Raw genomic sequence first — 14909 nt, forward strand, 5'->3', positions numbered from 1 at the left:
TCCGCCCCGACCGAGCGGCAACAACCTCTTCCACGGCCGCACTCCTCCCCCGATTGCCGGGGTGACGGGCTGCGTTACCCGGCACCGCCAATCCAGGTGACGCAGCCGGGGCCGACCTGGGCGCGAGCATGACGGGCAACACCCGAACGGTTGACTACAAGGGCCGGGAGTGCGGGGTGGCCGGGCCGCAACCGCGCTAACGAACTCAGCAAGACCACCGATTCCGGCAGCCCCTACCCGCTGGGGTCATCAGGTCGAGCCCACGCAATCGCTCAGCAGGAACCCAGCCCACAACCCGGCCACCACGCAACAAGGCGCTCCCTCCCGTTCTCCAGACTGCAGCAAGATCTAGAGGTAACGCGCCATACCACGATCGGGCTGCCGCAGACCGAAACAGCGCCGAAAGCCAGTGCTACCGGGCCGATCGGCACCACCTTCGACTAGGTGCGGCTCGCGGTAACCCATTAAGCCCCTCACCGACCCCGGAGGGTCGGTGCTGCCGGGCCCTGGTACAGCAGGTAGGCGGCCTGCCAGTTGAGATCCTCACCGGCCCCGGAGGGTCGGTGCTGCCGCTGAACAGACAGGCCGGACGGAGGACGCTGGATGTTGAGATCCTCACCGACCCCGGAGGGTCGGTGCTGCGACAGCTTCGGCTATGACCACCACGTCGTGTTCCTGTTGAGATCCTCACCGACCCCGGAGGGTCGGTGCTGCTGGCGTACCTCCAGGGGACGGGACAGGTGGATCAGGAGTTGAGATCCTCACCGACCCCGGAGGGTCGGTGCTGCCGGGCCCGGGTAGACGCGGCGCCCGGTCTTCCCGTCGGCGTTGAGATCCTCACCGACCCCGGAGGGTCGGTGCTGCCAGGTCCGCCTCACACCCGGACTCCCAACGAGACGTTGAGATCCTCACCGACCCCGGAGGGTCGGTGCTGCTTCCTCGGCGGCTACATCCGCGGCTTCCGCTACGTGTTGAGATCCTCACCGACCCCGGAGGGTCGGTGCTGCCCGGGATCGCGCCCCACATCTCCCAGTCCAACAGCGAGTTGAGATCCTCACCGACCCCGGAGGGTCGGTGCTGCGGTGGGGTTCGACGTGGATCGGGATGATTGGCGGACGTTGAGATCCTCACCGACCCCGGAGGGTCGGTGCTGCGTGGTGCCCACGTTACTGCTACTCCGGTGCCTATCACGTTGAGATCCTCACCGACCCCGGAGGGTCGGTGCTGCGCCAACGGCTACCCCTTGTCGAGCACACTCGACAGTTGAGATCCTCACCGACCCCGGAGGGTCGGTGCTGCCCAGCACCCGCAGGGCCCCGTCCTGGTACTCGTGGTTGAGATCCTCACCGACCCCGGAGGGTCGGTGCTGCCCTGCTTGACCAGCGCAGACTACCGAGAACCTCGTCTCGAGAGGCCACAGGACCTGTGCCCTGGGCCGACACGCCAGGTAGGTGCTTCGGAACCTCCCGGCGTGTCGGGTCACACTTGGGGTTCCGAACCTGGGGCGCCGTGCCTGGCCGGGGCCTGAAGTACCGCACCCCGAGTTCGTGCGCAGCTCCGACGCGGGCGGGTCGGAACTGCCCATCGCTGACGGCGGGTCGGTGCCACCGGTTCAACCAAACCCGGTTATCCATCACGCACACAACATCCCGCGACCCTCCGCTTGCGCGCCCAACCACAAGCTCCTGATCCGGACAGAACCTCGCGGCACACTCATCCGATACACCATAACCACGCCCATTCGGCATACGCGCTAGGCCCGGCCGCGGCAGCTAGACAAGTCGCTACAACGAATCGGAGCGGGGGGCGGTTCTGCCGCAGATGCCGAGCCTACGAACGGGGATGACGAACTCCACCTGACCGCTGACGGAAGCGTTTAGATTGACCGACGCTACGCAAACTACTGATCCGAGACCCTATCGCTACAGTTGCCGCCTGCGCTCTCCACGGAGGAGCGAGAGGCCTGGATCGCGATGGGTGGCAGATCTGCTTGGTCGAGCATGCAAGCCGAATTGTTCGCGTTGCAGGTCCCGGCCGCCCAACTGTGCGCAACACGCCTTCCGGCATGATCGCCCAAAGTCGGAGCGGTCCACGCCGCGTACCACCATTCTGCCTGCTGTTCCTTGCCGGAGCCCCCGGGCATCAGCAGGTCACCCGTTTGACGCAGCCCTGCACGACCGGGAAAACCGCAGGTCATGCCACCTGTCGCCCTGCGAACGCCCCATCTCCGCTCCGTTCGCGCTCTGGTTCACACGATGCGCAGGGCGTTTAGTTGCGATGGCTGGTTCACAACGGTGCTACCAGCACCGTTTGCTTGCCCGCCCGCTTCGGCCGATGAGCAGTAGAACATTGACCCAATGGAGCAGTAGCACTGAATAGCCAACCGGGACTCGCTGAGTTACGGAGTAGATGATGACGCTCTCCCAGCGATTCGCGGAACCTGTGGTTTCGCGATGCCCACAGTCAAAGCTCGCTGCGCCACGTTTCCTCGTGCAGCCGGTGTGGGTACGGAGTTGGATCACCGCGCAGGGCGGTGACGCACGATGAACGACCGCGGACCTTGGGCGGTGACCTGCCGCGATTTCGCCGGCCGCCCCCGGAGCCTGACGGTACTCGTGCGCGGCTCGGACGTCGTGGTGGTGGCGCCCGCAGGTGAGGCAGCCGCGCTCGACGGTGTTGAAGCCGAGCAGTTCCGCTTCGTCTTCACCACGGCCAGGGAGGTGGCCGCCCAGGACTCGGGTAGCCCTGTGCCCTCCGAGTGGAACGGCACGGCGAGCACGGTGGAGCAGAACGGCGACGGTCACCCCCCAACCGTCACCGCGCACCCTGCTTCGCCGCCATGTCGCGGCAGAACCAGGACCCCGCTACCTGGTTCCGCCGCGATCCCCACACGGCGAGATGGGGCCGCTTGATGTCCTTGTCTGTGGCCATCACTGCCATCGCCGCTGCGGTGCTCGCCAGTTGCCTGCTGCTGCGGGCGTTCCGTCGACAAGGCACCCCGACGACGCCGGGCAGACACAGCCTGCTCGTTTCGCCCTACGCCGGCCGGCATTGCCGTCGACCGGAACAGCCACCATCGCCCGTGCTGCAGCAGGCGCTGGAAACGGTCGGCACGCACGGCTTGGGCTTCCTCAGGGAGGGCGAAGCGACTCACTAGCACGGTCGGAGCCGACGTCCTCTACTCGCGAACTCGTGGAGTCCGTCTGCAGAACGACCCACGCGGCCATCCGCGCCGCGCCCTCGATCACGGCGGGGTCGGGGCGCCTTGCGACGCCTCGGCTCCGCCGCACAACCACAACGGAGCTTTCATGATCACATCAACCGCGGCCAACAATCAGCAGCACGACGCCGGTACCGCACCGAACGCGCTAGGGCAGTTCTACACCGATCATCCGAGCTGGCCGACGATGATTGATTCGAAATCCGGCGAAGTTCGGCTGCGCTTGGGCGAAACGGTCGACGCGCTGGTGATGCCTGCCGGGTTCGGCGGCAAGGTCAACCACGAGCTCGTCCGGGCGTTGATCCGGCCACCGATCATCGTCGTGCGCGGCAAGAGGGCAGCCGACTGGGTGTTCCTTACCCAGCCGCGCCCCCCTATGCGCCGCTCCACCATCGACGACCTCATGGCCGCCCAGGTGGTATGGCCCGAACCGGGCGACACCGTCCTGCTGCCGCCCCTCGCTGCAACCGACGGCCGCCCGCGCTGGTTGCAGCGGCCCCGGCCGGGCGAGGAACTCCCGGGTTGGGCAGCCGTCATCGGTGCGGTCCGGCGCGTCGTCACCCGGACGTGGTGACGGCCATGACCATCGACCAGCCCGAACACCGCCATCCCGAACACGCGGTCGTCATCGCCTCCGGCGGTCTCGACTCCACCGTGCTGGCCTTCTGGCTGGCTGCCCGCCACAACCGGCTGACGCAGGTCTCGTGCGACTACGGGCAGCGCCACCGCACTGAACTCGACCACGCCGCCGAGATCGCCAATCGCTGCAGCCCGGTGTCGTCGACCGGACTCGCGATCATGCCGTAGACGGTGGGCCCGTCGATCCGGTCCTGGTTCCTACGGCCGTGAGGATCTGAGCCCAATCGAAGTCAGCGAGCCCATCCGTCGCGCGTGTGGTGATTGCATCGGGATCAAGCATGAACACCCCGCATTGCGTGAGACGCTCCACGCTATCGTCGTACGCGGGATGCTTACGCAGCAACGTCTTTACGCAGGGCGCCGCGATGATCGGCACCTCGGCGCCAAGTAACTCGTTCAACACTCCTAACGCCAGGCAGTCGCTGATGCCCGCGGCCCACTTGTTGAGAGAGTTGAACGTCAGTGGCGCAGCGATCACGAGGTCCGCTCTCGGCAGCGAATCCTGCTGCCCTGGAAGGCGCGCGGTGACGCGAGTCAAACAGCCGGTGTCCTTCTCCAGTGCGTCGAGGTCGACCCACGAGGCGGCGGTGGGGGTGGCGATCACCGATACGCGCCATCCCTCCTCGGACAGCAGCGCGATGAACTCGCCGATCTGTCGCACCGGCGGCGCGGCAGTGACCACCAGGTAGGCAGAGCCTCCGATTTCACTCAACTCGTCACTCCGACACGCATCGCCAATTCGCGCAGCCCAGGCATTTCACGACGGCGCTCACGTGCCATCAAGTCACGGATGAGGGCGCGGGCCTTACCACTCGCGCAAACGAACTCAGGCGCGATGCGATCAGTTTCCAGCAGGTGCAGCACTGCAAGGGCATCTTCGTCGATCTGCATGTGCCCCCAAGCGCTGTCGAGGTGAAACTGGGCTCGCCGTCCACGCAGCCCCGCAGGCATGCGCGAAGGGGTAAGCCGTTCACTGGTGGCGAGCAATTGATACGGGTCATCCAAGGATACGGCAGCCGCCATGCGGTGAATTGCAACATTCGTGAGCCCGAACGCCGTATAGCCGAAATTGGCGTCTCCTCCGAGACGTTCTGCCAGCCGTTGCGCGGCATCCAACCTGTCACACGCCAAGTTGGGCTCGTTTCGCCGTGCCGCGATGATCGCCGCAATCAACGTCAGCGCGCCCGCCCAACTGATGCGACGCGGATCATCGCCGGTGACAGCCTCAGCTGCACTGACTGCAAGATCCTCCGCCAACGACGGCTGCCCCAGCTTGAGCAAGGCACAGGTCATCTGATACGCCGCCGCAGCCTGCCCGAACAGATCGTCAGCCTCGTCGGCAGCCGCCTTCGCACGTTCGGCAGCAACTCGCGCAGCTGCGCCGTCACCCAACTTGGTTGCCAGCTTCGCTTCCACCACGGCACTGCTGGACAGCAGGACTAGAGCCTGGCGCCGTTCTCCATGCCGTCCGGTCGACGCTAGCGCGGTTAGGGCTTCTGAGACGATCGGGAGCGCATTGACGAGCTCGGCGTACCGAGCTGCCTGGTAGGTCTCATGCAGCTTCGACACAGCCACTGTTGCCGAGTCCAGATCTGGCAGGCAATACCCGTCGGAGCTCCGCACCGGCGCGCCGTCGTTTGAGCTCGCGAGCCAACGGTCGGCGAGCACAGTGCCCGTTAGCAGAGCTGCGCCCCGCACAGCTTCACGCCGAGTTGGCATCAGGGCAGGGTTGCCGGGATCGACTCCAGCAACCCCGCCCTGACATCGGTGTGACGAACTCTGGGAGCTGAGCCGAGATTGCCCGAGCAGCACGTTCAGTTCATCGAGGGAGACGCCCAGCACCTGCGCGATCCGCGATCGTCGCCACGGCTGAGGTGTCAGAACACCTCGTTCCCATCGCCCCACGGTGGAGAACTCCACACCAACAGCAGCCGCGAATGATTCCTGGGTGAAGCCCATCGCCTCACGTCGAGTCGCGAACGCCTGGCGTTTGCCGCTCACGCCGCTCACCTCGCCTGCCTGATTCAGCCACCAGCCCGGTCGGCACGTGGCCGTGCCGCATATCTGCCGATGCCATCACAGGGTCAAGCGTCCTGTTCGATGCGCTCGAAGATGTCGATGTCCGTGGCTTTCTGCCAGTCGGGCAGGTCGTCCCAGTCCGCGATGTAGGACGGTTTCGGTTCGGGGAAGTGCTTGTGGATCTGGCCGATCCAGCACAGCGCGACGAAGCGGCCTTTCTGATCCGGGGTGAGCTTGGCGGTGGCGCCGTCTGTGGCCTTGATGAAGGCGAGGACCTGGTCGTACACGGCGGTCGCGGCGTCGCGTTCCCAGTCCGGGGTGTCGTCCCACGGGGTGATGTAGCCAGGCTTGGGCTCGCCGGGGTAATGCTTGGTGACCCCGGCGATCCACGCCTCGCGGAACACACGGCCACGGTCGTTCTGCATCCTGTCGTCCTCCATCACGCGGCGCGGGTGCCGACGAGTTCGGTGATCTCGGCGTCGAGTCGCTGGATCTGCTGGTCGGTGAGCAAAGGAGCCAGGTTCGGCTGGAGACCGCGCAACTTGCGCGCGATGACTCCGGAGCCGGTCTGACGGGCGGTGGCCAGGGCGGCGTCGACGTAGGTCGCGACCTGGTGAGGGTCGCGGCGGTGCACTCCGATCATCGCCAGGTCGGTGAGCACGCCGGCTTTCCGGCGGGCGGTCAGGTCGCAGGCCAGCGCGTCGGTCAGGGCGGCCTCGGCGAGGTCGTAGCGGCCCAGGGTGACGTAGCAGGTGCCGCGTTCCTCGGCCAGGCGGGAGCCGTCGAACCGGAGCCAACCGCCGTTGTGAACCGGGCCCTGCAGGTGCTGGACCTCGGCGGCCGTGTCGAGTGCGCGCTGGCAGGCGTCCAGTTCGCCGAGTCCGGCGAAGGTTTCTGCCTGCACGGCGGCTACCCATTGCCGGGTCGAGAGCGCAGGATCGCCTCGGTGGGCCAGGCCGGTGGCCAGGTCGAGCAGCGGTGCGGCCTCGGTGAACCGACGCTCGTACACGGCGATGAAGGCGTGCCTGGTCAGCGCACACGACCAGAGGTCCGGAGCGTCGGCTTCTTTGCCTGCTGTCGCGGCCAGGGTGTACCAGTGGGCCGCGTCGGTGTAGCGGTCACCGTCGAAGAAGATCTCGCCCGCCAACTGGAAGAGGTCGGCGGCCAGCTCGCAGAGTCGCTGCCGGATGGCTGAGGTCTGAGGGTGGCGCAGGCCCGTGGACAGGACGTCGAGCTGTGCGCGGACGAGGGGAAGTACCTGGCTCTTCGTTGGCGCGAGTGCGTAGACCCGCCACAGGTGGCTGTTGAGCTGGGCGTACTCGGTTGCCGCCGCAGCATCGACCGTGCCGGTTCGAGCCACTGCGGCGAGTCTGTCCGCGTCGTGGAGAACCGGTTCGGCGGCGGGCAACGCCAGTATGGCGCCGGTCATGGTGAACAAGCGCAGCAGGTCACGACGGTTCATGTCGTCAGTCTCCGCGAGGTCGGCGTGGGCAGGGACGACCTCTCCTTCAGCCGGCCTGCCACTCGCCCGGGGCTCCGCGGCGGCGGAACGAGCTCGAGCAGCGCCATCGTGTGCGGTGAGCTGCATGTCGGCTGTTCCTCCAGCGTGAGGTGTGGAACTGCCTACTCGCGCTGGCGCGGCGGTCGTCGTGAGCAACGTACCCAGCTCTTCGAGGCTGACACCCAGCGCCTTCGCGATACGCGGCCTTCGGTACGGCTGCGGAGTCAGGTCACCACGTTCCCAGCGGCCCACGGTGGAGAACTCCACCCCGACGGCTGCCGCAAGGCTTTCCTGGGTGTGTCCCATCAGCTCGCGCCGCGCGGCGAAGGCATCTCGCCGGTCGCCCATGAACACCACCCCCGCCTCGATCGGTCCGTTGCCACGATAACCAGCTACCGGTCAAGACTGATCACCCGCTCGGCGAGCTGCACCCGTTCGGGCTACCGCGCCCAAAGAGATGTTTCCGCAGGTCAGAGGCAACGACGCCGCATTGCCGCCCCATTGCCGCCTCGTCTCCGCTCTGGTTGTCGTTGATCACCGGGAGTTGACTGGGGGTCGCTGCGGTCCGGGCGAGTTCCGCTTCCGACGCAGCCCGAGTACCTGGAAGCGCCCTTCACCAGAACGCGCCGCTGGGAATGCGCGGTGGTGGCCCCGCCCACCACTTCGATGTGGGATTCCCGTTGATGGGCGTGCTGGTTGGGGCGCTCGCGCACCGCGTCGGCACCGGCGCGCGGGACTCGGGGCGCGCCTAACCCACCAAGGAGGATCTGTGACGGTTCAGATGGAGCGGACGCCGACCGCGGTGACCACACCCGCCGCGGAGGTCGCGACGAGCTCGGAGTTCGACCTCGACATCACGCTGGTCGAGGTGGTGGACCCGGCGCATCTGATCAACATGACGGATGACGGCTGCGGGCAGACATGCGAGAAGTCGACCTGCATCAGCGCCGCCTGATCGTCGCGAGCCGTTCGGACGTCGGCCCGCTGGGGCCGACGTCCGATCTCCGTCCGACTCCCTGAAAGGGTTCCCGGTGACAGCGGCCTCGCCCCGTGTCGACTTCCGAGCCGCAGGTGGTGCCTTGGTCCGAGCTGTTGCCGAAGGTGACCTGCGGCTCCCGGCGTGGCCTGTGTTCCAGACGTCCGGCGTTGGGCCCGTGATCGGGTGGGTGGCCTGGCTGCGCCAGGTGTGGGAGGTCGATGGTGTCCGGGATGCCATCAGTCACGCCAGCCCGGTACTGGCTGATCGCGTCAGCGCGTTGTGCGCTGCTGAAGACCCCAATGAACGAGACGTGCGGCGCGCGGTCTTGTCCGTGATGCGCTATGTACTGCGGTTGACCGGCCGTCCGACGCCCTACGGCTTGTTCGCCGGGGTCGCCGCTGCTCGGTTCGCCTCGGTGCCATCCCACCGTTCGGGCGGTAATCACGAAGCGGTGGCGGCGGTTGACGCTGGGTGGCTTGCCGAGGTCATCGGCTTGTTGGAGAGCGAGCCCGCCGTCCTGGCCCGACTGGTCGTCATCGCCAACACGACGCTGATGGTGCGAGGCGGACGCCTCGTCCTGCCGTACCAGTCTTTGACCAACAGCAAAGGCACCGGTGCTGTTGAGGTCGAACTCCGGTATTCCGGCCCGGTCCGCGTGGCGGTGGCCGAGGCTCGCGAACCGCTTCGCTTCGACGCCCTCCGCGCCAAGGTTCAGGAGAGCTTTCCGCACGCCGCCGCTGGCACGGTGACCGACTTGCTCACCACCCTGGTCGCCCATCGGGTACTCGTCACCAACCTCCACGCGCCGAGCACCGAGCCCGATCCGCTGGGGCACCTGGTGCGCGAGCTGGCGTCGATTGGCGAGGCTGCCGCCGAGTACCACATGGTCCTGAAGGGCCTCCACAACCAGCTGCAGCAGCATCGGCGCAGTGGCGTTGCCGCGCGGCGCACGCTGCGGGCGGGCGCAGCCGCGTCCATGAAGGACTTGGTCTCGTCGCGGCGCAACCCCCTGGCCGTCGACCTGCGGCTGGATATGGAGGTTGCGCTGCCCGAGACGGTCGCGCGTGAAGCCGAACGAGCTGCGCTGCTGCTGGCGCGCCTGACCTCCCGACCTGGGCCCGATGCGAACTGGGCCGCCTATCACCGGCGCTTCTACCAGCGGTTCGGCACGGGGGCTCAGGTGCCGCTGCTGGAGGTGGTCGCCGACAGCGGGATCGGCTGGCCCGAGGGCTACCCCGGCACGACGACGGCAGCCGCTTGCCTTCCGCGGAGGTCTCGGGATGAGCGGCTGCTGGCCCTCGCCCAAACCGCCGCATTGGACGGGCAGCACGAGATCGTCCTTGACGAGGGGCTGATCACCGAGCTGGAACAAGCACCTCTGCACTCGCTGCGATTGCCCTCCCACCTGGAGCTGTGCGCTCGTATCGACTCCACGGACATGCCGGCCCTGGAGGCGGGGAAGTTCCGGCTCGCGGTCACCTCGGTATCCCGATCGGCCGGCGTCGTCACCGGTCGGTTCCTGCACCTGCTCGAACGGCACGACCGTCAGACGTTGACATCACCGCTGCTCGGATCATCGAACGACGATGAGGTGCTCTCGGTTCAGCTGTCGTTCCCGCCGCTGGACCCCGCCAGCGGGCACGTCGCCCGCAGTCTCCAGGTCCTGCCGACCGTCGTCAGCCTCGGTGAGCACCGCGACATCACCTCGAGTTCGGTGCTCACCGCGGCCGACCTGGCGGTCAGTTGCGACAGCAACCGGTTGTACCTGACCGCCCCGAAACTCGGCGTGACCGTGGAGACGTGGAGCATGCACGCCCTCAACCTGCGCAAACACACTCCACCACTGGCTCGTTTCTTGATCGAACTCCATCGCGCGCACTGCGCCGAGGTCAGTGACTTCGATTGGGGCGCAGCAGCCACCCTGCCGTTCCTTCCCCGGCTGCGCTCCGGCCGCGTCGTGTTGTCTCCGGCGCGGTGGCGACTGCCCGCCAGCGACCTTCCCGGCCGGACTGCCGACGCGGCAGCGTGGAACTCCGCGCTGGCCCGGTGGCGCGCCCGACGCCACCTTCCGCAGGTCGTGCTCCTTCTCGACGGGGACTGGCGGTTGCCTCTGGACCTCGCCGAGGACGCGCACCTGGTGCTCTTGCGCGAGCACCTGGCCAGTCACCCCCATGCGGTGCTGGAGGAAGGCCCCGCCGAGGACGCCGCCGGGTGGCTCGATGGCCGGGCGCACGAGATCGTCATCCCCCTGGCCGCCCGCCAGCCACAGGCCACGGAGCGACCACCACGTTCAACACGTCACCGCGTCGTGCGGGCCAGCGAGCACGGCCTGTCTCCCGGCGCGTCATCCTTGCTGTTCGCCAAGCTCTACGGCGACCCTCGACGCCAGAACACGGTGCTCGCCGAGCACCTACCCGCCCTGATGGCCGAGTGGGGCGAGGACCAGCCGCACTGGTGGTTCCTGCGGTTCCGCGAGGACGACGAGCACTACCTGCGCCTGCGCATCGCGCTGCGCAACTCCGATCCCGCGGTGTTCGGTGAGGCCGCCGGCCGGGTCAGCGCCTGGACCGAGCGACTCCGCCGACAAGGGCTGCTCCGGGAGGTGGGCTTCGCGACCTCCTACCCCGAGACCGGGCGCTGGGGCTCCGGCGCGGCACTGACGGCCGCGGAGTCCGTGTTCACCGCCGACTCCCGCGCCGTGCTCACCCAACTCGTCCAACCGCGGCGACCTCACCATCACGCCCTGACCGCGGCCAACTTCGCCGCCATCACCATCGCCTTCACCGGAAGCATCAAGGCCGGGATGCAGTGGCTGGTCGACCACGTCCCAGCGAAGCCGCCCACCGTCGTCCCGAGGCCGGTGTTCGCCGAGGCAGGATGCCTGGCCGACCCCCGCGACAACTTCCAGATCCTGCGCCGGGTGCCGGGCGGCGCAGAGATCGTGGCGACCTGGGCTGAACGAGCCGAGGCCCTGGGCAGGTACCGATCACAGCTGTGCGGGACCGCTGCCCGAGGTGTCGACCCGGACGCCGCCTTGGGCTCGTTGTTGCATAGCCACTTTCTGCGGGCCTGCGGCATCGAGCCCGAGGACAAGGCAGTGTGCCTTTACCTCGCCCGGACCGCGGCCCTGACCTTCACCGCCCGTACGGGAGGAGCACGATGACCGTCGACCTCGCGGCGGATGCCGCGGTCGAGTTCGCCGTGGAGATCGCCGACATCCTCGCCCGGCCCGATGCCGCCGACCTGCCCACCGAACAACCGTGGTGGCGCCAGTCCCTCGCCCACGGCGCCCCCGGCGTCGCGCTGCTGCACATCGAACTGGCTGCAGCCCGGCTACGGCCGTTCGACCGCGCCCACGAGTGGCTGACCGTCATCGCGAGCAAGCCGGTCACCACGGGGGCGAGCACCGGCGGCTTCTACGGCGCGCCGGCCGTCGCCCGTGCCCTCGCGGGCGCCAGCGCGGTCCGACCTGGCACCTACCGGTCCGCGCTCGCGCCGTTGGCACGGCAGATCGCCGCCGATGCCCATGCCCGCGTCGACACAGCGCATACGCGCATGGACGCCGCCGAACTGCCGCCGATGGCCGAGTTCGATGCGATCCGCGGCCTCGCCGGTATTGGCGCGTACCTGCTGCACCACGATCCCGGCAGCACTGCCCTGCCAGCCGTGCTCGGCGCCCTGGTGCGCCTCACCCATCCGATGACGATCGCGGGAGAGGCAGTTCCTGGGTGGTGGTCTCTGGCCGGCCCCACGGGTCGGGTCGAGGAAGAGTTCCCCGGCGGCCACGGCAACTTCGGACTCGCGCACGGCATCAGCGGTCCGCTGGCGCTGCTGGCCCAGACCCTGCGTCGAGGCATCACCGTGGATGGGCAACGCGAGGCCGTCGAGACGATCCGCATGTGGCTGAACTCCTGGCGCATCAACACCCCTGGCGGACACCGCTGGCCTTACATGATCACCAGGGGCGAGGCGCGGAGAAAGCCCAAGCAGGTGCGCCACAGCGGAGCCACCCGCCGTCCAAGCTGGTGCTACGGCGCGGCCGGGATCGCCCGCGCCCTGCACCTCGCCGCCCTGGCCCTCGATGACGCCGCAGAGCGGCAGATCGCCGAAGACGCCCTGATCAGCGCGGTGACCGATCCGGCTCAGGATGCGCTGGTCAACGACGCCTCGCTGTGCCACGGCTACGCCGGACTCGCCCGCATCACCGCCCGCGCCGCCCTCGACACGACCAGTTCCTCGGCGACCCACCTCAACGCGCTGGCCACCGAACTGCTCCAGCGTGCCCGTGCCCTAGCCGTCCCCGATTGGCCCGGTGTGCTGGAGGGCGCAGCCGGGGTCGGCTTGGCCGTCCTCGCCGCCGTGACCGAGCCCACGACGGGCTGGGACACCTGCCTGCTGATCGCCTGACCCGCCCGAGAGGAGACCCGCGCCGATGCCGCCGGGCACCCGCTGGCACCACTACCTGGTCGAGTTCGCCGACCCGGCCACCGCCGAGCCCATCGCCGCGACCCTGCTGGCGCCCGCGCTCGACCAAGCCCAACAGGACGGTGAACTCGACACGTGGTGGCACCTGCGCAAGACGCCCGCCTGGCGGCTGCGCTACCAGCCGGTCAACCCCGACACGACCGTGGTCGACACGCTGCTGGCCGACCTCGAAGCCGACGGGCAGGTCGCCTGGTGGACCCGTGGCATCTACGAACCGGAGTTCCTCGCCTTCGGCGGCCCGGCCGGGATGGACATCGCGCACCCGCTGTTCCACCACGACAGCCGCCACCGCCTCGCCCGCGCCCGCGAGACGGTGCCAGCGGCCTTGGGGCAGCGGGAGACCACCGTCCTGCTGTTCAGCGCGATGCTGCGCGCCGCCGGGCTGGACTGGTTCGAGCAGGGCGACGTCTGGGCCAAGATCGCGGCACTCCGGCCCGCCCACCATGTCGACCGCATGGACCCCCAGCGCACCGAGCGGTTAAGCCAGGCCGTACGGCGGCTGATGACCACCGACACGCACCGAATCTCCGACCAGGTACCTCAGACGTGGTCGGCGGCGTTCGACACCGCTGGCCGCCAGCTCGCCGAACTCGCCCGCGACGGCCGCCTTGAGCGTGGCCTGCGGGCGGTCTTGGCGCACCACTTCATCTTCCACGCCAACCGCGCCGGACTTTCCGGACCCGACCAGGCCACCCTGGCGGCGCTGGCCGTCAACGCCGTCTTCCATGCCGATTCACTGAGCACGCCTCCCCGGCAGGCACCAGCCGGGACCACCTCCAACACCGTTAGGGTTCCCGCAATGACATCCACTCTCAGTGACGCTTCCACTGGCTCCGCCGACGAACTCCGTGCCCAGCTCGCCGACCGCCTCGTCAAGGACGGCACCATCCGCACCGACGCCGTCGAGGCGGCGTTCCGGCAGGTTCCCCGCCACCTGTTCCTGCCCGATGCTGGACTGGCCGAGGCGTACGCGGACGAGCCCGTCTACACCAAGCTTGAGGGCGACGGCACCCGCATCAGCGCCGCATCACAGCCCAAGATCGTCGCCATGATGCTCGAACAGCTCGCCATCCAGCCCGGCGAGCGGCTGCTCGAAATCGGCGCGGCCACCGGCTACAACGCCGCCCTGATGGCCACCCTTACCGGCCCAACCGGGCACGTCACCACCATCGACATCGACGAAGACCTCGTCGATGGCGCCCGCGAGCACCTCGCCGCGGCGAGCATCAGCAACGTCGAGGCGGTTGCCGCCGACGGCGCGCTCGGCCACCCGGAGAACGCGCCCTTCGACCGCGTCATCGCCACCGTCGGTGCCCACGAGATCCCCAGCGCCTGGCTCGACCAGCTCAAGCCGGACGGGCGCCTGGTTGCCCCGGTACGCCTGCGCGGATGCGCCTCGCGCAGCATCGTCTTCGAACGCAACCAGCACGGCTGGACCAGCCTCGGCAGCGAGATGGCGATCTTCATGCCCCTGCGGGGCCTCGGCGACGACGCCCGCCGCGTCCTCGACCTCACCGGCCCCGGCCTCAACCCCGGCGACGTGACGCTGCAAACCCACAAGGACAACAACCACGCCACCGACCCGGGCGCCCTCACCGGGATCCTCGACACCCCCACCCGCGAGGTGTGGACCGGCGTGCACTTCGTCCCGATGGAGTCCTTCGAGTGGCTGGACCTGTGGCTGGCCTGCCACCTGCCCAACCCCCTCATGCGCATGGAGGTCACCCCGGCCGCCAAGGAGAACGGACTGGTGCGGCCGATGTTCCCGTCCGTGGCTATGGCCACCACCGCCGCCGACGGCAGCCTCGCCTACCTCACCATCCGCGCGGCCGAGCCCGGGCCCGACGGCGGCAGGCGCTACGAAGTCGGCGTCATCGGCCACGGCCCCAGCGACCAGGAGCTCGCCGACCAGGTGGCCGCCGAGATCGTCACCTGGAACCAGGGCTTCCGGTCGTCGACCGCTCGCTTCGCCATCCCCGACACCCCGCCCCAGCCGGACAACAACCCCGGCCGCGTCGTGCTGGACCGTCCCACCAAGCCCATGACCGTCACCTGGGAGTAACTGT

At 68.5% G+C, this 14909-nt stretch carries 11 protein-coding genes and 1 CRISPR repeat array; of the genes, 7 read left to right on the top strand and 4 right to left on the bottom strand.

Features of this window, described 5'->3' with window-relative positions:
• The first annotated feature begins 463 nt into the window (after positions 1-463).
• Positions 464-1370: direct repeats of the CRISPR family, unit length 37 nt; unit sequence GTTGAGATCCTCACCGACCCCGGAGGGTCGGTGCTGC.
• Positions 1371-2923: 1553 nt separating this feature from the next.
• The 3 genes from ACWEPX_RS01245 to ACWEPX_RS01255 all read left to right on the top strand — a co-directional run bounded on the left by ACWEPX_RS01245 (position 2924) and on the right by ACWEPX_RS01255 (position 4027).
• Positions 2924-3157, top strand: a complete 234-nt coding sequence (locus tag ACWEPX_RS01245; RefSeq protein WP_451895044.1) for a hypothetical protein — start codon at positions 2924-2926, stop codon at positions 3155-3157.
• A 151-nt stretch (positions 3158-3308) separates the two neighbouring features.
• Positions 3309-3794, top strand: coding sequence for a hypothetical protein (locus ACWEPX_RS01250; protein WP_451895045.1), 486 nt, complete (start codon positions 3309-3311; stop codon positions 3792-3794).
• A 5-nt stretch (positions 3795-3799) separates the two neighbouring features.
• The gene (locus ACWEPX_RS01255) at positions 3800-4027 is read left to right on the top strand and encodes a 7-cyano-7-deazaguanine synthase (RefSeq protein WP_451895046.1); all 228 of its coding nucleotides are present in this window, start codon (positions 3800-3802) and stop codon (positions 4025-4027) included.
• Here the strand turns inward: ACWEPX_RS01255 and ACWEPX_RS01260 are convergent.
• The 4 genes from ACWEPX_RS01260 to ACWEPX_RS01275 form a co-directional block, all read right to left on the bottom strand.
• Positions 4017-4571, bottom strand: a complete 555-nt coding sequence (locus ACWEPX_RS01260) for a flavoprotein (protein ID WP_451895047.1) — start codon at positions 4569-4571, stop codon at positions 4017-4019. The genes ACWEPX_RS01255 and ACWEPX_RS01260 overlap by 11 nt on opposite strands.
• Positions 4568-5860: a helix-turn-helix domain-containing protein gene (locus ACWEPX_RS01265; RefSeq protein ID WP_451895048.1), complete on the bottom strand. Its 1293-nt coding sequence runs from the start codon at positions 5858-5860 to the stop codon at positions 4568-4570. The genes ACWEPX_RS01260 and ACWEPX_RS01265 overlap by 4 nt, the downstream gene beginning before the upstream one ends.
• Positions 5861-5943: 83 nt before the next feature.
• Positions 5944-6303: a hypothetical protein gene (locus ACWEPX_RS01270; RefSeq protein WP_451895049.1), complete on the bottom strand. Its 360-nt coding sequence runs from the start codon at positions 6301-6303 to the stop codon at positions 5944-5946.
• 14 nt (positions 6304-6317) lie between these two features.
• The gene (locus ACWEPX_RS01275; RefSeq protein ID WP_451895261.1) at positions 6318-7727 is read right to left on the bottom strand and encodes a helix-turn-helix domain-containing protein; all 1410 of its coding nucleotides are present in this window, start codon (positions 7725-7727) and stop codon (positions 6318-6320) included.
• 421 nt (positions 7728-8148) lie between these two features.
• Here ACWEPX_RS01275 and ACWEPX_RS01280 point away from each other — a divergent pair, with 421 nt between their 5' ends.
• From ACWEPX_RS01280 to fxlM, 4 genes are all read left to right on the top strand, one after another.
• Positions 8149-8334 (top strand): FxLD family lanthipeptide, encoded by a 186-nt coding sequence (locus ACWEPX_RS01280; RefSeq protein WP_451895050.1) that lies wholly within the window; start codon positions 8149-8151, stop codon positions 8332-8334.
• Positions 8335-8545: 211 nt separating this feature from the next.
• On the top strand, positions 8546-11521 hold the full coding sequence (locus ACWEPX_RS01285; protein WP_451895051.1) for a lantibiotic dehydratase: 2976 nt from the start codon (positions 8546-8548) through the stop codon (positions 11519-11521).
• Positions 11518-12765, top strand: coding sequence for a lanthionine synthetase C family protein (locus ACWEPX_RS01290; RefSeq protein WP_451895052.1), 1248 nt, complete (start codon positions 11518-11520; stop codon positions 12763-12765). Before ACWEPX_RS01285 ends, ACWEPX_RS01290 begins: the two co-directional genes overlap by 4 nt.
• 25 nt (positions 12766-12790) lie before the next feature.
• A complete protein-coding gene (fxlM, locus tag ACWEPX_RS01295) occupies positions 12791-14905 on the top strand; it encodes a methyltransferase, FxLD system (RefSeq protein ID WP_451895053.1) in 2115 nt (704 codons plus the stop codon).
• Positions 14906-14909: the final 4 nt, after the last annotated feature.

Source organism: Actinokineospora sp. NPDC004072, assembly GCF_053604195.1.